At 59.6% G+C, this 24,476-nt stretch carries 10 protein-coding genes and 1 tRNA gene; 8 read left to right on the top strand and 3 right to left on the bottom strand.

Annotated elements, in window-relative coordinates:
• A partial coding sequence (locus FJY67_05545) for a hypothetical protein (GenBank protein MBM3328923.1) occupies positions 1–1,867 on the bottom strand: 1,867 nt, incomplete at its 3' end.
• Between the two features lie 211 nt (positions 1,868–2,078).
• Between FJY67_05545 and FJY67_05540 the strand changes: the two genes are divergently transcribed.
• Positions 2,079–2,155 (top strand) — tRNA-Met (locus tag FJY67_05540).
• A gap of 65 nt (positions 2,156–2,220) precedes the next feature.
• Here FJY67_05540 and FJY67_05535 read toward each other — a convergent pair.
• The gene (locus tag FJY67_05535) at positions 2,221–2,490 is read right to left on the bottom strand and encodes an HPr family phosphocarrier protein (GenBank protein MBM3328922.1); all 270 of its coding nucleotides are present in this window, start codon (positions 2,488–2,490) and stop codon (positions 2,221–2,223) included.
• Between the two features lie 64 nt (positions 2,491–2,554).
• A complete protein-coding gene (locus FJY67_05530; GenBank protein MBM3328921.1) occupies positions 2,555–3,703 on the bottom strand; it encodes a polyprenyl synthetase family protein in 1,149 nt (382 codons plus the stop codon).
• A gap of 272 nt (positions 3,704–3,975) precedes the next feature.
• On the opposite strand from FJY67_05530, the gene FJY67_05525 reads away from it, so the two are divergent.
• From FJY67_05525 to FJY67_05495, 7 genes are all read left to right on the top strand, one after another.
• Positions 3,976–9,360: a T9SS type A sorting domain-containing protein gene (locus FJY67_05525; GenBank protein ID MBM3328920.1), complete on the top strand. Its 5,385-nt coding sequence runs from the start codon at positions 3,976–3,978 to the stop codon at positions 9,358–9,360.
• Between the two features lie 166 nt (positions 9,361–9,526).
• Positions 9,527–9,937: an NADPH-dependent 7-cyano-7-deazaguanine reductase QueF gene (gene queF, locus FJY67_05520; protein ID MBM3328919.1), complete on the top strand. Its 411-nt coding sequence runs from the start codon at positions 9,527–9,529 to the stop codon at positions 9,935–9,937.
• Between the two features lie 108 nt (positions 9,938–10,045).
• Entirely contained in the window at positions 10,046–11,566 is a 1,521-nt protein-coding gene (locus FJY67_05515) for a hypothetical protein (protein ID MBM3328918.1), read from the top strand.
• 5 nt (positions 11,567–11,571) lie between these two features.
• Positions 11,572–20,190 (top strand): hypothetical protein, encoded by an 8,619-nt coding sequence (locus FJY67_05510; protein MBM3328917.1) that lies wholly within the window; start codon positions 11,572–11,574, stop codon positions 20,188–20,190.
• A gap of 14 nt (positions 20,191–20,204) precedes the next feature.
• Entirely contained in the window at positions 20,205–21,164 is a 960-nt protein-coding gene (locus FJY67_05505; protein ID MBM3328916.1) for a hypothetical protein, read from the top strand.
• Between the two features lie 15 nt (positions 21,165–21,179).
• Entirely contained in the window at positions 21,180–22,133 is a 954-nt protein-coding gene (locus FJY67_05500) for a M28 family peptidase (GenBank protein MBM3328915.1), read from the top strand.
• 84 nt (positions 22,134–22,217) lie between these two features.
• Positions 22,218–24,476 (top strand): TonB-dependent receptor (locus tag FJY67_05495; GenBank protein ID MBM3328914.1); only part of this gene is annotated, 2,259 nt, incomplete at its 3' end.

Genomic DNA, 24,476 nt, shown 5'->3' with positions numbered 1-24,476 from the left:
CAATTGCGCTGTCGTTCAGATCGCTGCGAATGTAGTTTGCCGCGTTTCCGCCCTCGGTGTCGTCGAGCAGTAGATAATAGGGATGCCCGATGGTGTAGTTCCGCTCGAAGACCTGTGGCGTGCCCTCGTTGGAGGTAAGAGTAAAGGTGAATGTCGAATAGTGCGGTCGCGAGTAGTGCCACACATAGATATGCGGCATGTTCTGGCCGGAAAGCAGAATCGATTCGCCGATGTCGAGCCGGCCGATGTCGATCTCACCACGAAGGATGCGGATCGTCGTGTCGGGGTTGGTAACCGTAAGCCGCACTCCTGTCGCACCGGTGTAGCGCGACCGGTTGCGCACCGTCATCCGAAAATAGACGTGCTCGGTCGGGTCGATCCGCCCGTCGTTGTTTCCGCCATCCCAGACCAGGTCGAAGGAGGGAAATTCGTAGCGCGGCTCGGTCGAGCCTAACAGTTCGCCCGCGTCGATGCGATAGACGATGCCGGGGAAATTATTGTTCAGGTTGGAGATATTAACCGCGGTTTCCTGCATGCGGGTCAGGAGGTCGGCTTCGTTCAGGCGCAGCCTCGAGAGCATCAAAGCCCCCAGTCCGCACGACAACGGCGACGCCATCGACGTCCCGAAGTAGGAGATGTAGTTGTTGTTGGTGAAGGTCGAGACTATGTTTTCGCCCGGCGCCACCAGATCGACGAAATCGCCCCAGTTGGAAAATCCGGTCTTGCGATCGTTCTCATTCGATGCTGCTGTCGCGATGACGCCATCATACGCCCCGGGGTAGTGATGCACTCGGTCCCCGCGCATATCAGCAACAGTATCATTACCCATCGCCGCGAAGACGACCGTGCCCCGCCCCCGGACGAAGTTTATGACGGCTTGCTGGGTCTGACTCGGTCCGGTCAGAGATCCCCACGAGCAATTGAGCACTCCGGCACGGCTGATCCCGCAGTATTCGATCCCCTGGTAGCCGTTCTCAATGAACCCATCCTCCCGTGACGAATAGCAGCCCGCAATCATCAACCGACAGTTGAACCCCGCTCCCGCCACCCCGATTTGATTGTTGGTCGCAGCCGAGGCGACACCGGCGACGTGTGTCCCGTGCGCATCCCCGCCCCGGCGCGCCCACTCGTCGTGCGGCCAGTTGTCCCGTCCGGTCAGATCCCAGCCGTGGAAGTCATCGACGAAACCGTTGCCGTCGTTGTCGCGACCATCCCAGTCGTCGAGCGTGATTACGCCGTCGCGGTCGATGTCTTCCCCCGGATTGACCCAGATGTTTGGCGCCAAATCGTTGTGGATGTGCGGTTCGCCAAACTCGTCGAACGGCATGTCTATACCGCTATCGACGATCCCGATCGATACCGTCCGCGACCCTTGTGAGACGTCCCACGCCGCCGGAAAGCCGGTACGTTCAAGGTGCCACTGGACACCATACCGCGCGTCATTGGGAATAAAGTACTTCCGGTCGATGGAGATCCACTCCGCATATTCGACCTCGGGGCATGCGGTATAAGCCTCGATGAGCCGCTGCGGTCCATACTCTTCAGGATAGTAGGCTGTATAGATGCGCGACAGATCGGGCACCTTCGGGTCGGCAGGAGTCTCCTTCATCGCGAACGCCTTCTCCATTCGGTAAACCCCAAAGGCGTCGGCGACCGCGTCGAGCGAGGCGATGCCGGTGCTAACGAGCCGGCTCTGCTGGTCAATCGTCAGCGGCGCATAGCCGGCCTTGACCTTGACCCAGATCTTCCCGGCTTCAACATTTTCGCCGGGACGCATCCAGTCGTCATCTCCGGCATAGAGTTCCACACTGCCGAACGTTAACGTGATGAGCGCAATAAGCATCACGCGAACTGCCTTGAGGGTCATCGAACGCACGATAGAATTTCCTTATGGGAATGGATCGAAGAGTCTTCGGCCCCTGATATGGGAGCGATTCAGGTTCGCTCGTATGAATAGAAGGAGCGAATCAACAATTTAGGCACAACTCACCAAGATGTCAACCCGACACCTTGGACAGGGGGGGGATGTTGACTTGAAGCCGATCGGGAGACTATATTGGACTTACAAATCGGCTTGCGGCGGAGTAGCTCAGTTGGTTAGAGCAGCGGAATCATAATCCGCGTGTCGGGGGTTCAAGTCCCTCCTCCGCTACGAAAGCGCGAAACCGATAACCCGGCGAATCGAAGCCCGGATTATCGGTTTCTCACGTTTTACCAAGCCTATTCGTCTTCTCCGAATTTCCCGACCACCAACTCAATTAGTTGCTCCAGGATGTCTGTTTCATCCGGACCATCCACTTCAAAGCGGATCTTGGAACCGTAATCGGCCGCCAGAAGCATCACTCCGAGAATGCTCCGGGCGTTGATTCGCTGATCGTTGCGCACCAGAAAGACCTGGGAGTTGCCGCTCGAAGCGATCTTCACCAACTTGGCTGCCGGTCGGGCGTGCAGTCCGAGCCGGTTCCAAATCGTAACCTCAGCAGACTTCATAGCCTCGGAAAGTAGTGCAACTTACCACGTTCATTCGGTTCGAGCCTGATCGTATCACCAGATTCTAAAACTCCCGGGCAATCATATAATCGGCCCACCGCCGGAGCAGATCCCGATAGGACGTATCGGGTAGTCGCTCCAGATGCTCCATGGCCGACTCGATGAGGCTTCGAGCGCGCTGCGAGACCGACTCGACCGCTCCGAGGTCGCGCAGCAACCGCACCGCTTCCCGGACGTCGTCCTCGCCTGCCGAGCCGTTGCCGAGGATTTGACTTAAACGCTCGCGCTGGGCGGGTGTGGCGCGCTGAAAGGCGTGGTGAATGACCAGCGTCTTCTTGCCTTCGCGCAGGTCGGATCCGACAGGCTTGCCGAGCGTCCGCTGATTGCCGGTTACGCCGAGGATGTCGTCCTGCAGTTGAAATGCCGTCCCGCAGAGTGCGGCAAACCGCCCCACGGCTTCAATCTCCGGTGCGCTCCTCCTGCGCAAGCCGATCATAGCGCCCGCCATGCCGCAGAACTCATAGAGCGCCCCGGTCTTACGCCAAAGCATGTCTTCGATCATCTCCGGGGACAGCGTCTCGACCGGCTGCAAGGCGAACTGGATATCGAGCACTTCACCTTCGACCAGCGTGTTCAAGACCCGGGTATCAAGTTCATCGATCAGGTCGAGCGTTAGATCGGCGGGCAATCCTGAAAGCCGCGTCAACTCGGCCATCAGGCTGACGCCCCAACCGTGTTGAATGTCCCCGGTCAGGATCGCAAGGCTGACGCCATAGTGACGGGCGTCAGGCTCGCTCAGAGCAGCCCTGCCGACGGCGCGCTCCCGGGCGAAGAACTCGTGCACTGTGGCTTCGCCGCGCCGAATTGCATCGCGGTCGATGATGTCGTCGTGAACGAGCGTCCAGGTGTGAAAAATCTCAACCGCTGCTGCTGCCGGCAGTGCCAGTCGTTCGTCGCCGCCAACGGCTCCGCACGAGAAGAGAAGAATCGCCGGGCGAAGCCGCTTGCCCCCGTAGCGCACATAGGCAGTTGCTGCCCAGCCCATTTCGGGAGGGTGGAAGCGACCCTGAAAGCGCGGATCGAGAAGGTAGTCCCGTATCCAGTCGCAACGTTCGTCGAGGGCGGCGAAGAAGGCTTCGGATCCCTCTCGACCAGCCGGCAAGGATTGAAGCAAGACCATATTACCCTCAAGGTAAGCAACCCCTGCCCCCAATACAACGCTCAACCTCACCCCTCGTTCGGTATTAGACACTTGATACTTGACACTTGGCACCTGATACTTGACGCTTGACACTTGACGCACGAGCCCTTGAGCCCTTGTTTTTCACCACTTGCTTATTAAATTGTTAAGATGCAGAGACTGCTTGGACTGTCCGGTCCTTATGTCCGGTCTGCTCGTCTCGTATATCTGTTGTTCGTCCACCCGGAGAGGCGCCTCCGCGTCACTCCCGCTTAAGACCCTGATCTGCTCGTCAAGGAGTACCGATGAGACTCGCTTCGCCGCTTCACATCTTCTTCACCGCCCTACAGATGGCTGTGATTGTCGCGCTTCCGCTCGATGCCGCCTCACCGGCCAAGGCGTCGCAGACATCCGCGCTTCGTGTAACCTACGAAGATGCCGGTGCGACTCAGTCGCGGCTTACCTTCCAACTCGACGAACTCGAACAGACCTCAGTTGAGGTGAATGGCGTTCGTTATGACCGCTTCACCTTCGATGGCGAAGCGCCGGCAGGGCCGGGCGGCTGGCCTGAACTCCCGGCCGTTGTGCGGCACGTCCTCATCCCTCCCCAGAGCGGCGTCGAACTCAAGGTCGAGAACCTCCGGACGACTACCCGCACCGGCATCAATCCTTTTCCTCATCAGAACCCCCTCGAGTCCGACGTTCAGATGGCGATGCTGAACGGCGGCGCTAAGCCTCTTGCCTTCGAGCGCGAAGACCTGCGCCCGGTCGTGGACGGCCTCTGGCCGCCCGAACCAGTGGTGCTCGGCGAGCCGGCTATCATGCGCAATTACCGGATCATCCCGGTTACCTACTATCCCCTGCGCTGGAATCCTCGCACCGGCGAATTGGTGGTCACCGAGTCGGTGGACATTTCACTTGACTTCACCAGCGACCGTAACCGGGTCAACATGATTGCCGATCCGGAACGCATCCGGCCCTCTGAGTCCATCGACCGGCTGGTGCAGGAGATGGTGATCAACCCCCCGGCTGACGACCCGCGCCGCGATCCGGCGGTTCAGGGCGGATCGGTGGTCTATGTATTCGGCACCGGACAATCTTGGGATCAAGTGGTGGCGGAGTTCGCGCCGCTAATCGAGTGGCGTCGCCGTCAAGGCTTCAACGTCGTCGTCTTGCGTCAGAATGACGTCTCCCCCAATGCCATTCGTCAGACGTTGATCACGGCCTACCGCGATTGGGCCATTCCTCCTGAATATGTGGTGATTTGCGCCGATGTGGACAATACACGCGGGAACGCCACGACAATCAGTTACTTCAATCATCAGGCCGGCGCCGGAAACCCCTATGAATCGGATCACGACTTCACGTTGTTGGATGGCAACGACATTCTGCCTGAAGCGACCGTAGGCCGGATCATCTATGGCGGCAACAATGAACTGCGCACCATTATCAATAAGATAGTTCAATATGAATCGACGCCTTTCATAGGCGAGGGCAATCAGGTCGGCTGGCAGCACCGGGCAGCGCTGGCTTCGACCGATTATCGAAGCGGTTACTCCAGTATAGACATTCAATACTGGATCCGACAGATTCTCCAGCGTAATGGTTATGACCGCATAAACACCTTCTTTTGGGCTCCCGGCAACCTCGAGCCCAACCCGACCCAGTTCATCACCGATAATATGCAAGCAGGTGTGTCGCTTCTTATTTATCGCGGCTTCACCCGAATGAATGGCTTTCAGCAGCAAACTGCTGAGCAGAACATCAGAAACGGCCGGATGCTCCCTCTGATCATGCTGGTAACCTGCAATACCGGAGACTATGGAGAGCCTGGCGTTTGGGGTTATCCACTCTCGTGGACGGAAGCGTTCCTGGTGAATCAGAACGGCGGCACGGTAGGAGCGATAGGCACCGCCGGTGCCACCTATACCAGCCATAATAATGTTTATTCGACGGGAGTCGTCCACGCCCTTTATAATCTTGGCATCAGTCATCAAGGCTGGCTGCTTATGGCGGGCAAATCGCAACTTTACACGCACTATGCCGGTCGGGGCGACATCATGCATCCCCAAAACCGCAACATGGAGGCTTGGGAGACCGAAGCCTGGATCTTCAATTTGATGGGGGACCCGACTACCGAGGTCTTCTCCAACGTGCCGCAACGGCTCACCGTTCAACGTCCTGAGAATGTCCGCGTAGGCGAGACCGCGTTCGACGTCCGGGTACTCTACGACCGCGACGAAGACGTTCCGGCCGAAGGTGTCAAGGTCTGTCTTTACAAGTCCGGTCAAAACGGCCCCGTCTTTCAAATACTGAAGAAGACCGACACCGACGGCTTTGTTTCCTTCGATCTCGATCCGGCCTGGACGCAGAGCGGCGTCATCAAACTGACAGTCCATGGCCATAATCTCAACACTGTCCTGGCTGACTATAACATCGGGAGGATGGACCACTTCATCGGCGCGGCAGGATTCGCCATCGACGACGACGACGACGGCGCCAGCCGCGGCGACGGCGACGGCACCGCCAACCCGACCGAAGTTCTCGAACTTGAAGTGCAGATCACGAATCTTGGCCGGTCGCGTCCCGAGGGTGCGCTAGTCTGCGAATTGACCGCCAATCACCCGCAACTCGAGGTCGTTGAAGGCGCCGCCCGCTTCGACCAGACGCCCGACTCGGGGGAATCTGTTGCCGCCCGCTTCGTCGTGCGCATAGGCGGCGGCTTCCCGCACGGTGAAAAGGCCTCGTTCCGCCTTACCGCAACTGCCGGGAATGAATCCTGGGCCTCTGCCGTTGCCATTCCGGTTGTCGGTCCCAAACTGGTTGAGCCGGTCATCGAATGGGATGGCGCCGCCCTCCGGCCCTCGAATGCCGCAAGTCTCTTTATCAACCTGCGCAACAAGGGCGGTCGCGCTTCCCCGCAGCTCACCGGGACGCTCTTCAGCCGGACGCAGACCATTTCGGTTCCTGTAAACGAGGCGGCTTTTGCCGAGATCGCTCCCAATCAGACCGGCCGGTCACAGGCGACGTTCAGGATGTCGGCACATCCGTTCCACCTCGGTGGGCAGCGAGCCGACCTCGGATTGGCTTTCGCCGCCGAGAATGGCTATGCCGACACGGTTCTCTTCTCCATCGTCGTAGATCGACCCCGTCCCGGTCAGCCTTTTGGCCCCGATCGCTACGGCTACATCTGCTTCGACAACACCGATACGTCCTGGCTGACTTACCCCCGCTACGAGTGGATTGAGATCAACCCCCGTTACAATGGCGAGGGAACCAACCTCAGGTTGAACGATGTCCCGGATCGTCAGCCGGTTACCAATGAGATTTGGGGTTCGCGCGACACCAGTGCGCTGGTTGATCTCCCCTTCACCTTCCAATACTACGGCGAGCGCTTCAACAGGATGACCGTCAACAGCAACGGCTGGATCGCGATGAGCGATTCTCGTTTTGCCATGGGCGGCCGGCATCGTCAAATACCCGGTGCGGAGAATCCCCCCGGGATGATTGCTCCCTTCTGGGCTGATGCCATCGTCAGCGGCGATTCCAGCGGCGTCTTCGCATGGTTCGACGAAGAGGATCATCGCTTTATCGTCGAATGGAGCAATGTCGTCCGGTTCGAGCCCAATTATGCCGGAGAGTCCCGGGTCGTCAATTCGTTCCAGGTCATCCTGCACGACCCCCAGTTCTATCCCTCCTTTACAGGCGATGGCGATATCATCTTCCAGTATAACCGGATCCGGGATATACGCAATTCATACGGTTGGGACACACCCTATTCCACTATCGGGATCTGCAGTCCCAACCAGACCGATGGACTTGAGGTAGTTTACTGGAATGCCCGCAATCCCGGCGCCGATACTATCGTGGCGGGCCGGGCGATCAAATTCACAACGCTGGTTGAGTTTAGCATCGGAAGTGCACGCGGGACGGTCACCGACCTCGCTACCGGCGCACCAGTGGAGGGCGCTCTCGTCAGCACCACCTTCGGCTTCTTTGCCATCACCGACGCCAACGGCGAATACGAAATCCCCGAAATGCTGGTCGATACCGGCTACGTCTTCCGCGCCTCGAAGCGATTCTACAACGACGCCGAAGTAGCCGACATCGAAATTCGCGAAGGCGAAACGGCATTTGTGGACCTAATGTTGGCGCATCCCGAGTTCACCTTCGGCCGCGACAGCTTGACCGTCAACATGCTTCACGATGGTGTCGAGGATTCCCTCGCCGAGCGCGAACACCGCGAGACCATCACCCTGCAAAATAGCGGCAACGGCCAACTCTGGTTCAACTCCCGCTACATCTATATTCAGGAAGAAGCCGGTGAGCGCGAAGATGACGAGCCCGGCGAACCGCGCCGCGACGACCCCGACGAGGCTTGGGATCCGCTTCTGATCTTCTCGCCCGGCGACACACTGCACGATTCAGCCGTCCAGGCCGTGCTCTATGCCAATGGCTACTGGTATGTCGCCGCCGCGGCCAACCGCGACGTCGAGCGCCGTAAGCCGATCTACCGCTTCAACCGCCGCGGAGTTCTGATCGACACGCTTCTGACTCCGTTTGTCGGGCCAAACTCCAATGTCAATCCGAGCCAATACGGTATCCGGGATATGGACTTCTATGACGGAGCCATTTGGGGGGCTTGCGCAATTTCTCGCATTTTCCGTTTCGATCCCGAGACCGGCGACACTTTGTCAAGCCTCTTCGTCTCGGCCCCGAATTTCTCCGGACCGCGTAATATCGCCATCGATCCGGCAACCGGAACCGTCTATCTTTCGATGCTCACGGGAGCGATTCGGGTCTTTCAGATCAACGATGGCGGAGATACGCTGGGCGTGGTTCGGACCATTGCACAGATAGACCCCCGCGATAACGCCCAGATTCGCGCCACCGGTATGGCCTGGTTCCGCGACGACCCGGACGGCTTCAACCTCTACATCGTTTCAGATAATGAGCCGGTGCAGAATAACGAGGCGGCAAACATTTCGATCTACAAGTTAAACGTCAATACCGGTGAAGTTCGCTACCTCACTAATCTTCCGGGTCAGTTTGCAGCATCGGCGATGAGCCGTCTGGGGATGCATATAACACCCAAATGGAACAACCTGATATGGGTGCTTGCGCTGGTCATAGACGATCCTACCGGCGATAAGGTCGGTGTCTTCGAACTGGCTCCCAACTCCAGTTGGCTCTCCTACGAACCGAAATCTGACACCATTGATGCCGGTGACGCCCGGACGATTGACTTCACCTTCGTTAGCGCCGACCTCGACACTGGAATCTACGGCGTAGATATCGAATTCTCCCATAACGCCGATCCAGGCCGGTTCATTTTGCCGATCGAACTGCACATCCTGCTTGAACTGCCCGAAGAGCCGCCCGATACCGATACGACCGACCTGGTCGCTGACCGCGAAATGCTCGCCAGGGTCTTCGGTCTCGGCCAGAACCGGCCCAATCCGTTTAACCAGCAGACCCGCATCGCCTACTCGGTCGAACGGACAATGCCGGTGAAATTAACGGTCTGGGACATTGCCGGCCGGCAGGTGGATAGTCTGGTTGACGAAGTCCGGCATGAAGGCCGCCACGAGATCGTCTGGCGCGCCGAAAGCATCCCTGCGGGTATCTACTTCGTCCGCCTCGAAGCCGGTGGCAAGGTCGTAACCCGTAAGATGGCATTGCTGAAATAGTAGGGGCATTTGTCGTCGGTGGTCGGAGGTCATTTTCGAGTCATTATCCCAAAATCTCCTTTATGGCAGCCGACAACCGATGACCGATGCCGATAGCCTCGCCGGGCAAAGGCGGGCTTTCGGGGCTAAGTCGCGCCGTCAACCTATAACCGACAACTGACACGACTTGGATTTCGAACCTCACGGCCGGACCCGACCTTTCGAGGGCGTCGAGTCGATTGACGCCTCGCTCCTCGAGACGTTTCCTTACGAGTATCCCGGCCGGGCTATCGAAATTGAAATCGTAACCGACGAATTCACAACTGTCTGCCCCTGGTCCGGTCTGCCCGATTTCGGCACCATCACCGTGCGTTATGTGCCGGATCAACTCTGCGTCGAACTCCGCTCCTTTAAATACTACCTCTTAACCTACCGCAATGTCGGCATCTTCTACGAGCATCTGGTCAACCGCGTTTTGGACGACCTGGTGCGCGCTGTCAAGCCGCGGAAGATGCTGATCGAAGCCGACTATAAGGTTCGCGGCGGGCTTAAAACACGCGCTGTCGCGACCTTTGAGGCGGCCTCCGCGCCATCGTAGCGCGACCGCCCTCTGTTTGCGCTTGACAAGCGCTGCCCGGCAGTTTATCTTGAAAGCAATTTCCGCCACCGCGACCTCTATCACACGACCGGTACCATGGAGTCCCTAATGTTCCAACGGCGCTGCCTGGGCAGCATCGTTCTTGGCTTGCTGTTTACCGCCACCCCGCACTTGCTCCACGCACAATCCGCCAAATCCCGGCTTCAACTCTTTCAGGGCGGCAACATCGACGGCCTGATCGGCATTCGCTCCACCCTTCTGACCGGCGCCGGTGTCGAGGGTGCCTCAGGCGGCTTCACCACGCCTCTCGCCCCCGAGCCGTTCGTCGTCTTCGGCAATCCCGCCGCATTGGGCCGGATCGAAGATCGCACCATCGGCTTTGCCTCGGCGCCAACGGTCGGTCTCAATCTTACCAACTTCCAGGATCCGGCCCCTCGCGTCGAGGAAGAGGTCGATAAGATGACCAAAAACTTTAAACTGGAGACTACCAAGGTCTATCCCGAAGTCAAAGGTATGGCTGAACGTGAGGGAGCCCTCCTGACCGGTTTTGCTGCGTCGTTCCCGCTCGACGACTCGGATGAAGACTGGTTCGACGGTCGTATCCCCCGTCTGCTGGATAGAGTTGCCATCGGGTATCATCAGCCCCTGGTTCTGCACGTCAATATGATCTACAGCGGACTCCGGATGCGCATCCGGACCAAAGAGGAGAAGACCGAAGACGAGATAACAACCTTTATGTCCATCAGTATGAACGGCGACGTCCGGCTCACCTCCCACGCCTGGACAATCGCCGGCGCCCGTCAAACCGGCGATATCTGGTGGGGCGCAGCACTGCAGCGCACCGATATCGTCATGCAACTATATGCCCACCGGCAGACCGAAGGCATCACGTCGAAAGCCCGGAACGAGTCAGCCTTCAACGACGAACGCGATCCGTGGGAAAATGACTACTATAGTTCTGCCAATGGTGCGTTCGACGGGTCCGCCAATGCCTTACGGCTCGGTATGATCTATGAAGGCTTTGACAACTGGTTATTGGGAGGTAGTCTGAAACTTCAGAGTGACGCCAAACTTGAAGGCAACCTTGACCTTCAGCACTATCGCTTCCCTCCCCTCAACATGAATGCCCAGGGAGATGAGGAACAGTTTGACCCGACCAAGATCTCCGACCCTGCCGAAATGACCCGCACTTATCCCAAGGAATTCCTTCCCGCTTCCACGATGACGGCTCACATTCCCTCCGAACTGGCCATCGCCGCCCAATCTGACGGTTTCATGAAACCGGGGATCACCCTCCGCAAATACTTCGGAGAACTTTCCTACGAATACGAAGTCATCGAAGAAGGCACCCCCCATCTTTACAAGCGCGGCTTCAAGCCCAACTGGTCGGTTCAGGCCAGCCTCGACATCTTCATTTTCGATGCCGGATTGGGCTATGTTCAGGCCGTCGATGTCATATCCGGATATAAGGACGCTTCCGGCGCTCCCATCAAAGGCAACATTCCTCTCGGCATCCCTTTGCTGGCACTCACCTTTGATATGGAACTGACCGACCGGATGGTCTTGAAAACGCTCCTGATGGGTCTCCCTGAGGACGCTCTCCGTCTCACTCTGGTTCATACCTTTTAGGCACTATGTCTCCATTATGGAAGTTGCCGGGCTTGTTCAACCGGTCTTCACGGCTGGCAGCGGCTGGTATCTTGCTTGCCCTGGGGGTGGGGTTGCATCTGTTGGCCGGTGGCGCACTGGCGCTTGGCCCGGTCAATGTCGGCTTGCTCGAACGGCGAGACAACGCCGATGCCGATCTCGAATTGCGCGATATCCCGCGCAATCTAACGGCCCTTTCCGACGAAGTTACGATCCGTTGGACGCCCGCCGTTCGGGGACGGCTACGCTTCGGGCCGGCCTATGCCGGTGAAACCCCCGGCAACTACCGCGACACACTCACCAGCGTCGTCCGCTCATCCGAAGGCTTGCTGACCTTCCGCGGCAGCGCCTTACCGGTCGGCTATCATTACTGCATCATCGACGCCGGTCGCGACGGCTATTCGGTCGTCTTCAACATCATTCGCATCGCCGATCAGTCGCCTCGGATGGTAAATCCGATCTCAGCCGAAGGTCGGGCTGGAATTAATACCGTGTCGCCGGTTTTCCGCTGGGATGCCGTTGGCGGTGTTCCTTTTTATCATGTTATCGTCAGCGATCAGCGCTTTGAGATCGAGCCGACCGAAGACGGCGGCACCCGTGTCCAGGGCGCCAACATCATCTGGCAGGCGATCACCGCCGGGACTTCGATTCAGTTTGGCATCCCCGATCCGTCCGAGTTCTTCGACAACGCCAACACCCCGCCGCTGGTCGGAAGCCGCAACCGCGACGACCGGCCTCGCTATGCCTGGGTGGTGCTCAATAACTACGGCAACAATCCTTCTTATACCTCTACGGTAACGGGCGGCGTCGCCGGCTTCGAAGTCGAGGTCGATCCCCCTTTCGACCGGCCGCAGAACATCTCGCCCGCCAACGACAGTCAGACTAACGCCCGGGAAATCGTTTTTCGCTGGACTCAGGTTCCTGAAGCGGCGAGTTACTTCGTCTATGTGAGCCGCGAGGAGACCACCCCCGGCGGAAGTCAGGCGCTCGTTCCGGCGTGGAGCGGTCAGACTACGCTCACCTCCATCGCCGTCCCCGCCATAGAGGTGCTTCCTGCCGGACTCTACAAGTGGAAGGTCCTGGCCGCCAGTCGTCAAGGGCGGGGGACGCTCTCGCCGCTGTCTGCCTTCCGTTACATTACCGCTTCGGGCGAAGTCACGGTTCGCACCCGAACGTCCGATGGCGCTGCACTGGAGCAAGTGGAGATTTCGGTCGAGTCTATCGAAGGCCCCTCCATTCCTGACTTCAGCACCGATGACGGAGGTGAGCAGACCCGGGATATCGCCGTCGGACGCTACCGCTTTCACGCCATCAAGAGCGGCTACCGGGAAGCCGTCTCCAACGAAGTGCGTGTTGCCGAGGGAGAAGAACGGGCCGTGACGCTTTCGCTTGCGCCCCTCGGAGCAACGATAGTCGGGACGGTGGTGAATGACTCCGGCTTCGCGGTCTCCGGGGCCGAAGTGCATGCCGCCGGCATCGCCCATGAAGGATCGGGCACCGCCGAAACGAATGTAGCCGGGCAGTATCAGTTGATCCTCGAACCGGGCGCCTATTTCGTGCGGGCCAGTGCGCGCGGGCATCATCCCTCGGACGAGACGGCAGTCGATGTCGAATCGGGTGTGAATTACGACTTCGACGACCGCCACGGACGTATCCAACTGGCGCGCTATCGCTACACTATATCTGGCTACGTGCGCAACCCCGCAGGGCAGCCCATCAACCTTGCGACGGTTCTTCTGACAAGCGAAGCCGGTGCTGTTACCCGCGCCTTTACTCCCGAAGGTGGAACCTACCAGTTTACCGTCGGTCCCGGCGTCTGGCGGCTCAACGGAGTCAAGCCGGGGTTCTACCTCGAAGCCGGCGAGCAGGCGGTCACCGTGCGGGAGTCGAACGTCGATCTCAACTTCACTCTTGTGCCCCAAGCCGGGATACTCTCCGGACAACTGCTGATCGACGGCACTCCCGCCAACCGGCTTGGCGAAATCTGGATGATTCCCACCGCCGGCGAAGTGATCATCGTTCCGGCCGGTGCTCAAGGAGCGTTTAACCGCGGCGTCCCGCCGGGGGATTACATGGTAACCGCCGTCCGCAACGGCTGGTCAGCGCAGGACAGCCTCGCCATTAGCGTCGAGCCCGGCGAGACGATTTCGGGACTGCGCCTGCGGCTGGCGGCAAATCCCAGTTCCATCTCGGGAAGGGTAACCGACGCCGGTGGAGCGGCTCTGCAGAATGCCTCGGTTGCGGCCGGCGGCGTCACATTACAAACCGATGCCAACGGCAACTACCGCCTTCAAGTGGCGTCAGGCAATCATCAGGTGCGTGCCACACGCAACGGCTTTGTAAGCGCAGTCCGAGGTCCGATCTCTGTCGAACCGGGACAGAGCGTCTCCGGCATTAACCTCAGCCTCGCCAACAACGCCGGGACCATTTCAGGCCAGGTGCGCCGCGGCAACGACCCGATCTACGACGCACTCGTAACCGCCGTCCGCCAGGAGGATAACTCCCGCTACACTGCACGTACCGACCGCCAGGGTCGTTACTCCTTCGGCCTCATCTACGGAGCCTATCTGCTCACCGTGGAGCGGGACGGCTTCATTGCCTCCGGCGAAGGCCGGATCGAAGTTGCTTTGCAACCCGGCCAGGAGGTTGCAGATCGCAACTTCGCCATGCTCAACTACAGCGCGCGCGTCATTGGCACCATCTCCTCCGCTGCTGGACCGGTAAACACCCCGCAGATTCAGATGATCCAACTCGACGACCAGAACCGGGTGCTGACCACCAACGGCAATGTTCAGGGAGCCTATTCCCTAACCGTGACACCCGACCGGCGCTACATCGTAATTGCGAGCAAAACCGGTTATTCGACCGGCAGGGACACCACTGCGCGCCTGAATCCCGAAGGCGAGATCACCATTAACATTCGCTTGACACCGCTGCCCAGTCAGGTAGGTGGAAATGTAACATCCGGCAATGTTGCGCTCGCATCTGCAGTTATTCAAGCCATTGGCGATGCCGGGACCTTCCGAACGGAATCGGATCGATCCGGTCGCTATCAACTCGCCCTTCAGCCCGGGCAGTATCAGATCACTGCAGCCAAAGCCGGCTACACCGTCGGTGAAGCCAACCTTCGCATTCAAGCCGGTGAAGACCGTACCGGGGTCAACTTCGCACTCGAAGAGAACTTCGCCTCCGCGTCGGGGGTCGTTCGCAGCACTGCCGGAACTCCGATTAGCGGGGTTGAGATTACCTTGCTTGACAGCACCGCCGGTCGCAGCCGGTTCGCCACAACCGACGGCGACGGCACTTTCAATATCAGCGGGATCATTCCCGGCAACTATGTCCTGCGAGCGTCGCATCAACGTTTCGCCGGTGGAATTATCAATGTCGGCGCGATCCTCGGCCGTCAGGTGCGGCGCGGACTCGACCTGCAACTCGAGCCTCTCGCATCGCGTCTGACTGGTTCGGTCACCGCTGCCGGAGCGCCGGTAGCCGGGGCGACGGTTTTCGCATCTCTGGCCAATGGCCGTCAGGTCTCGGCATTATCCGGCAACGACGGGCGCTATGCCCTCGAAAATCTCTCCGGCGGACGCCTCTCCTTGCGTCCGGCACGTGCCGGCTATAGCAGTTCGGCACTCGACACGGCCATCGCTGCCGCCGAGACGCTTCGCGTCGATCTGCAGATGATCCGTAACGACGGGCGCATCACCGGCATCGTCCGGGATATAGACAACGCTGGGCTGCGCGGAGTGGCGGTCGCAGCGATCGACAGTTTGGGGAACTTCGCCCAGACCCAGACCGATGCCGCAGGCAACTTCACCCTCGATAATCTCTACCCCCGCACTGCTTACCGCGTAGCCGCCCGGCTGGCCAACTACACCGCGAATCCCGATACCGTCCGCGGTGTTGCCATCGGCACACAAATGACCATCCGGTTGCAGCCTAACGAACTGCGCTTATCCGGTAGGGTCGTCAATCAGGTAGGTCAAGGCATTGCCGAGACGGAACTATTGGTGACTTCGCTGGCGGATGGCTCAACCTATCGGGCGACCGCCAACGCCCAGGGCAATTTCACCGTCGTAGGCCTGGCTCCCAACACCCGCTACCGCGTTCAGACTCAACGTATCGAAGAGCACTTCGCCAACGGCGACACCTCGATCACTATCGGAGCCAACCATCTTGACGTTGGCGGGACGATAATAGTCATTCAACGAACGGCAGCCCTGGCGGGATCGATCGGTATTCCCGATGTCACCGTGGAGTCCCGCAACCTCCTGACCGGACGGATGGTGACCGGTTACACCGCACAGAACGGCACCTTCCGACTGCTGAGACTGCGGGGCGGCGATGGCGGCAACTTTGTGGTCCGGGCGCGTCGTCCGGGCTATGTCGTCCGGGGCGGTGACAGTCTTGCTATTAGAGGCGTGGGGCTGACCGAGGAACGCAGCGGTGTCGATTTCACACTGGACCGTATCCTCGTTACGATCTCCGGCCGGGTAGTGGATTCGGACGGATCGGCTATGGGCAGCGTTCCGGTCTTTGCCTGGTCGGATGCAGGCCAATTCGGTGACACCACCGGAGACGATGGAAACTACAGGATCGAAGGCCTCTTCCCGAATCTGCTCTATACCCTCGCGACCCGGCTCCCGGTCGATGGTTACACCAATGCTTTCGAAGCCGTTGCGGTCGATACTTCCGCCATAGCCGGTCGCAGCCTTGTCGTAGTCCGTCATAATGCAGCGATAAATGGCACGGTCCGGAACGTTTCCAACCAGTTGCTGCAAAATGTTCGCGTGACCCTTGATGCTGGAGACACTGCATCCACTAATCGCGATGGTGAGTTTCACTTCACTTTCGTCCGGGGCGGCGATCACACCTTGCGCCTCGAGCGTGATGGTTACATCCGGCTTGATACCACTATCAACACCGGCATCGGCGACCGGGCTGAGCCTTATCAAGTCGATTATACCCTGACTGCTCTCGAACGTGCCATTTACGGACGGATCACCCGCTCGGGCGATAACGTTGCGCTGGTATCGTGCCGCGTGCGGCTGGTCAGCAACCGCGGCGATACTCTGAATGCACTTACCAGCAGCAACGGCAACTACCAGTTCAATCGCCTTGACCCGGAGAAGACTTATAGTGTTCAGGTGACGAAGCGTGGCTATCAAACCTACAGCCGGGCAGATCTTACCGTCCGGAGCGGTTCGGTTGCGGTCAACCGGGCTCTTAGCCGGGTTGCGAGCAGCCTTGCCGGAGTGCTGACCGACACCGACAACAACCCGGTGCCGCGAGGAGTTGTTATCCTGCGCTCGTTTGCCAACGTCGTCCGCACCGACACAAGCGACGAGTTTGGCGATTATCAACTCCCGGTCGAAGCCGGCAACTATATGGTTCTGGGGATAGACCCCCGATCCGGTAAGACCAGTTACAACACCAATCTTGCCGTCAATCTCGGCCAGAGTCCGCTGCTCAACCTTCGCATCGCCGATGCCGGAGTGCTCGTCGGGCGACTCGAGGTCGAAGGCGGCGGCCCGCCGGTGTCGTCCGGGATGATCCTTGCGTCCAATAACTCCACCGGCGATCAAGTCTTCAACTGGTCGAATGCCGACGGCACCTTCCGGTTGCGCGGTCTTAGGTCGGGCGGAACGACGGTCAGCGTTCAAGCCGCCGGCTATGCGATGGAGACCGGCCCCGCGCAAGTTGATATCGCTCTGCGCGATACGACCCGGATTGTCATCCGGCTCACCCGGCACGGCAAAGCACTCGTCGGCTACGTCCTGGACCAGGACGAGAATCCTGTCTCTCGCGCCCGGGTGACCATTCGCGGCGCAACGAATGGGGACATCATCACCACCGAAGAGGGTTATTTCAACCTCGACTCGCCCGATGCCGGACGATGTACTATTTCCCTCGGCCGTAACGGCTTCGTCGCTCCGCCGGATACTGTCTTCGACCTGCCTCCGGGTGAACTGATGTCCCTGACATTGCGAATGGAGCGCATCCCGAACGCTGTTTCGGGCGCCGTTCGGGACGATGACGGAATACCGCTCGAAGCCATTTCTGTCGAACTAAAGAATAACGCCAACGTTCGGGTCGGGCGGACGACGACCGACCGGTTTGGCGAATATATTTTCGACTCGCTGGCAGCAGGGTCTTATCGCGTCATTCCAACTGCCGGAAGTTACCGTCCGGTGCCGACTGAAAAGCGTGTCGAACTGGCTGCCGGCACATCGTACCTCGACATTGACTTTCTCTTTGCCCCGATACGCGGTTTTGGGCGAGTGAATGGAACCGTGACCCATAGCGGCTCACCGGAAAGCGGTGCCGTCGTCTATTTGCAAAACCTCACCACAGGCGAGCGAACGACCCTCACCACCGCAGCCAATGGTAACTTCGCCTTCACCTCAGTGGCAGCGCCCGGAACCTACCGGCTTCGAGCGACCATTGAGGGGCTAAGTGAGGTGATTTCAGATACTTTCCATCTGGCAATAGACTCTACAATCGCACGGTCGCTGGCACTTCCTACAGGACGCATTCGGACCCGATTGATCGACGCTGAAAGCCTTCCGGTCCTGGGCCGCCGGGTGTGGGTTTCGGGACTCGATTATAACTATACGACCCAGTTGATATCCGATGCGAGTGGCTATGCCGCTACACCGGACTATCTGGTGCCGGGCCGGTATAGCGTCGTCGTTCAACCCCTCACCGGCGCACTCCCGCCCGCGCCGCGCGAGGTATCGCTCGGACTCAACCAACGACTCGAGATTGAGTGGCGTCTCGGCTGGCGTTTGACGCCCCCTCCGCCATTCAGTTTTGAGGACAGCGGCCGCGTTCAAATTGACATTCCCGACGCGGTGCAGGTTTTACAGGCAGACCTCTATTGGCGCAATGTCGGCGCCTTCGAATTCGCCTCCAAGCCGCTCGTCCGGCAGGCCGGTGGCGGCATGCCGCCTCGCGGCGGGCGAGGCTTCCGGTCAGCAGAAGGTCAATCGGGCTTGCCGACAGACCAGCAGGCAAGTGCCATAAGCAACCTAATTTTGCCGCCGACCTATGAACAGGCGCCGGATGGAAGCGAACTCTATGGCAGCGATGCTTCGGTCGCTTACTATGCTTACATCCCTGCCCAGTCCCGCAGCGGCACACTCGCCTATTATCTCCAGGTCGAGACCCGGGACGGCTTGATCTTCGGCGGACCGGAATCGATGCTGGAGGTTACTATAACTGCTGTCGGTCTGCTTGACCATATCGAACTGTCGCGCACACAATCGGCGCTGCCGCCTCAGGTGCGGGTGCCGGTGCGTTTGACCGTAAAGCCTCTCGACAATTCCGGTCAGAACATCACCGACCGCATCTTGCGCGCCGGTCAGATTCGCTTCGATCAGTTAGGCGACCGGCTCGGCGAACTAACCCCCGATCCTCAGGATCCGACTTCGGTCGTCTATACGCCGCTTGACCAGGGACGTGCCCGCATCGGCGTCACCGTCGTCCAGCAACTGAATCAGGGCGAAGTCACCCTGCGCGACACGAGCACTTTCGCCTGGCTGAACGGCGACCGGCCGGTCGTCTCGATAACCCTCGGCGCCGACGTAAAGGAGAACATTCTGTCCGGTGGTGCGGTTCGACTCTTCGGTAATGCCATCGATTCGAGCGGGATGCTACTGCCGATGCTCCCCTCCTGGCGGGTTGAGCCGGACGTGATTGGGACGTTGACACCCCGGCCTTACAGCCTCGACGCAACCTATCAGACGCTTCCAGGCCGCATCGGACAGGTAAACATCACCGTTGCCGATAGTATGAATCCGGCAGTTCGAGCCGGCTTCAATGACGATAGCCCCGACCGATCCCGGCGCGGCTTGGCCGTCTATGGCCGAATCGAAGGCGGACGCAGTGATACCATCCGGTTCGAGGATGGCGCTGGCTTCAGCGTCGCACTGCCGCCCAATGTCCTGCCGGCAGGACAGGCTACGGAACTCTATTTCTCCCGGCCCATCCTCCCGCCGGTAATGCGCCTCTCGCCGAAATTCGAGAGTGCGCCTGTTGGCTACCGCCTCACGACCAGTTCGGGACGGATTCCATCTACCAGGTCGGTCTTTACCTTGCCGGTTCCGTCCGGGTTTGTCCATCCGACGCCGCAGGTTGGCATTTGGAGCGACACCCGCATTGAGTGGGATGTCGTCACCGATGCCGAGTGGAACGCCGACCGGACCGCGGTTGTCATTCGGCGCGAGAAGATCGAAGGGCTATATACGCTGCTTAACGACAGCCCGCCTCTCGGTGTTCACGACCTGAAGTTCCGGCCCAATCCCTTTTCGCCAGAGGCCTCGAGCGGTTGCGCGGTTGAATTCACCCTGACCAGCGACCTTGCTGAAGCGCCTATCGTCACCGTCCGGATTTACAATATGGCCGGGGAACTTGTCCGCCGGCTGCGGGAGAGCACGCCGATTCCCAAGGGCTTTATCAGCCGCGGCTCGCAGGGTGAGATTATCTGGGACGGGCGCACCGACAGCGGTCGCGAAGCGCGAAACGGACGCTATGTCGTGGTCGTGATCGCCAAAGACCCCTCGGGTGAAGTGAAGAAGGTCGGCTCGGCCGTCCTCGTCAAGTGAGCACTAAAAGCACCATGAACAATTATCTATACGGCATCCTCGTGATGCTGATTTCAGCCGCGCCTATGGCGCAGGCTGCCGGACTTAGCGGCCGCCCCGGCGCTTTTGCAGACATCGGTCTCGGCCTCCGGCCGCTCGGTATGGCAGGCAGTTACTCGGCCCTCGCATCGGACGAAAACGCTGCCCGTTGGAACCCGGCAATGCTCGCTGAGGTCGAGGACTGGTCGGCTGGATTCTCCTGGGCCAAGCAGTTCAACCTCATATCTTACAACTACATCGCCCTGGCAGCTCCGCAGGCTGTAGGCAATGCCGGACTGGGCGCCTATGTCATTGCCAGCGGCGACGAGGTCTATAACGAGACAACCATCGGTCTCGCCGCCGGGATGCCCCTCGAAGGCTTCGGACTGCCCATCCCCGGCAATGCGGGAGCCGGACTCAAATACCTCAACAGTTCTTTCGGTAGCAACAGCGACGGGGGTGCTGACCGTGTCCAGGGCAGCGCCAACGGCTTCGGCCTCGACCTGGCCTGGCACTGGCGGCCCTTGGAGGAGGCTTCCTTTGCTGTCGTGATCCACGACCTCGTGAATGTCCTGTCATGGGATCGCCGCATCGAGGGTTCGACGCCGTCGTCTAAGACCTACTCGGAAGGCGTTCCGACGACGATGGTGCTCGGTTTGGCATGGCAACTCGAAGCGGCAACGTTTTCATCCGAGTATCGGCCCGGCCTCTATGGCGATGTGGCCGACCGGTTCATCATCGGTGGGGAGTTCTCGTTCTGGAGTGTGGTCAAGGCACGTTTTGGTTTGGGTCAAAATATGAGCGGCTCAGACCGAAACCGCTGGGTAACTCTGGGACTCGGCATCGAGATTGAGCCTTCTTATCTTGGCCCGGTGCAGAGCGTCCGATTTGGATACACCCATCTGGTGCACGACATCGCAGCAACGCCGCGGGTCGGACTAACGCTTTCGTGGTAAGGTGCAGAAGTCGGGATGGGGAAGAGGTTAAGTTGGCTTTGGCATGCAGGCTTCACGAGTCTTTTCCTGCTATTACCGGCAAGCGAATCCCGGGCGCGAACCCCGCTCCCCGTCTTTGATGCAGACCGTGCATATTCTGAACTTAAACGTCAATGCGCTTTTGGGCCGCGCAATCCCGGTTCGACAGGACATTCTGAATGTCGGGATTATCTGGCAAATAGACTGAAGGAAGCCGGCGGCGAGGTCTTACTGCAGCCATTCGACGTCCAGGACCCCGCTACCGGCAAGCCGCTTCGCCTCACCAACATCATCGCTCGATTTCCAGCCCGAAAGGAGCCGTCGGGCGCACCCAAACAGAAAAATGATCCCCCGCCGCTGATGCTATGCGCGCATTGGGATACCCGTCCCCGCGCCGAACACGATCCCCTCCCATCCAATCGCAGTAAACCGATTCCCGGCGCCAACGACGGCGCGTCGGGGGTGGCGGTTCTACTTGAAGTAAGCCGCCTGGTTGGAGCCAATCCTCCGCCTCGCCCGATAATCATCGCCTTTTTCGACGGGGAAGACCTTGGCCGCGAAGGCCATAACGATGAGTATGCCCTTGGGTCTAAGTTTTGGGCTTCGCATCCGGTGCCGGAAATGCCCGCGGAAGCGATCCTCCTCGACATGATCGGCGATGCCGACCTCGAAATCCCGGTGGAGTTCTTCAGCGAACGCTACGCACCGCACCTGCGACGCCGCCTTTGGCAGTTGGCACGTGAACTCGATCTTCCGGCTTTCGTCGAACGTCCCGGTCCGCCGGTTGAAGATGACCATCTCCCTTTGATCCGGGCCGGCATTCCGGCGGTTGACTTGATCGACTTCGACTACCCTTACTGGCACACCCTCGCCGATACTCCCGACAAGTGCTCACCGGCCAGCCTCGGTCAGGTGGGCAGGCTTCTCGTTCACTATATCTATGAAGAATAACGGCCGAAAGACCTGGCCGACGGTTCTCGGCCGCGCTTCGGAGCGGGAAGATTCCCGCCTTCCAAGTCGAGGTCTATAGGTTCTTTGTTGCGCCATCTACTTTTAACTGCCCTATGGCTGGGAGCGCTTCCGGCTTTGGCAAGTCCGGGGCCGCCGTCGGTTGCCGGAGTCGTCCTCGACCAAACGACACGCTCTCCCGTCGCAGGCGCCAGCGTAATGCAGCCCGGTACCGACCTTGGCACGACGACCGACTCGACCGGCCGGTTCACCCTTGCTGGCCTGAAGGCGGGCACGCTACACCTCGAAGCGAGCGCGCTCGGCTACCGTCCAGCGCTTCAGGGCGACATTGCTGTTACCCCCGGCAAGATCGCTGAGGTCGAGTTCATGCTTGAATCTATCCCTATTGAGAGCGCTGAGGCGACGGTGAAGGCGCGCTTCTATAGGCCGACGCCGGCGATGCTGATCTCCGGCCGGTCGCTTGCGAGCGAGGAAATCCGCCGCGCACCCGGCGCCGCCGAGGACATTCAACGCGCCATCCAGGCTCTGCCCGGCGTCGCCAGCGCCAACGATATGACCAATGAAATCGTTGTTCGCGGCGGAGACCCGACCGAGAACCTGACCGTCATCGACGGCATCGAGGTTGACAATACCAACCACTTCCCCGACCAGTCGAGTTCGGGCGGCCCGATAAGCGCGGTCAACATCGGCTTCGTGCGGGAGATCGACTTCGGCACCGGCGGCTTTTCGGCACGCTACGGCGATCGCCTCTCGTCGGTATTGGCCATCGACCTTCGCGACGGCAATCGCAGCCGGCGTTCGGGCGAGGTCTCGGTCTCGATGGCCGGTGCCGGCCTCGACCTCGAAGGCCCGACCGGGATTGGCGACGGCACCTACCTCTTCTCCGCGCGCAAGTCCTATCTCGACTTAATCAAAGGCCCGATCGGCCTGACCGCCGTCCCGCACTACTGGGACGCTCAGGCCAAGGTCTCCTTTACTCCTTCGCCGCTCCTAAGAGCCAGTCTATTCACCATTTGGAGCCGCGACTGGATATCGATCGAAGCCGACGATCCCGATGCCTGGTCGCGCGGTGCCGAGACCGTCGATGCGAAATATGGTCGCAGCGCTATCGGACTGCGCCTCCGGCATTTGCGGAGGACCGGTTACGATGAGTGGGTCGCAGCCCGGCTCGAGACGATGTTCGACGAGCGCGCCTACGAAATGCCTGACCGCCGTCTCGAATTCCTGAACCAGTCAACCGAAGTCAATTACCAGTTGAACTACGCCCGCACGGGCAAGGGCATCGGTCGCGACGACTGGACAGTGGGAATCGGTCTCAAGCCGGTTTCGTTTGAACTCGACCGCTGGTTCGAGCAGGATACCGTCGGCTATGACTTCGATGACGATGGCGTCGCCGATACGACGGTTGTTTCACCACCCTGGTTCATTCGGCGCAGCGGCGAGTCGCTCAAGAGAAGCGCGTTCGCCGAGTATCGCTGGCGTCCCGCAATGAATCTGACCGTCGCCGCGGGACTGCGCTACGACGGCTTCGACTTGTCCGGGCGTGACTATCTGGCGCCGCGACTGGCGCTGCGCATCGACCTGAATCCCCGAACTACTCTCACCTTTGCAACGGGGCGATACTATCAGGCGCCGACTTTGATCGTCTATCACTATGACCCCCTCGGCGGCAACGAGAAACTGCCTCACCGCAAGTCCGATCACTATATTGCCGGACTGAACTACCTGTTGCGCCCTTCAACATTGGCCAGCATCGAGATTTATCAGAAGGATTACCGCGACCTGCCTGTTTTCGAGGAAGACATAAGACGGAGCAGCGACCCGACGTTTCGGTCGTGGCGGCACCTTCCGGTCGGTTCACGGCAGTCGCGCGGGCTTGAACTGCTGCTGCAACAGAAGATGGAGTCCGACTGGTATGGTACCATAGGCTACAGTTACGGCCGTTCGAGGACCGATAACTCTCTGGAGGAGTTCCCTGCCGACTACGACTTTCGCCATGTCGGGACGATCGTTGCAGGCTGGACGACAAGTCTGATCCGGCACTCCTCGTTTAACCGCTTTCAACGCGCCTGGTATGGGTGGTGGACCTGGCTTCTGCCCTTGAATGCCGATGAAATAACGCCTTCTGTCCGGTGGCGCTATGTGAGCGGCCGGCCCTTGACCCCGCGCATTTGGACCGTCGCCGGGCCGGAACTCGACTACCATTGGGTGGACGGTGTTCGCAACAGCGCCCGCTATCCCGACTACAGCCGGCTCGACGTTCGGTGGGATGCAAAGTGGCTCGCCGGTCGGGGTGCGGTCGTCGTTTTCCTCGAAGTGCAAAAC

Source organism: Calditrichota bacterium, from assembly GCA_016867835.1.
Taxonomy (GTDB): Bacteria; Electryoneota; AABM5-125-24; order Hatepunaeales; family Hatepunaeaceae; genus VGIQ01.
This window is presented reverse-complemented; position numbering and strand designations above follow the sequence as displayed.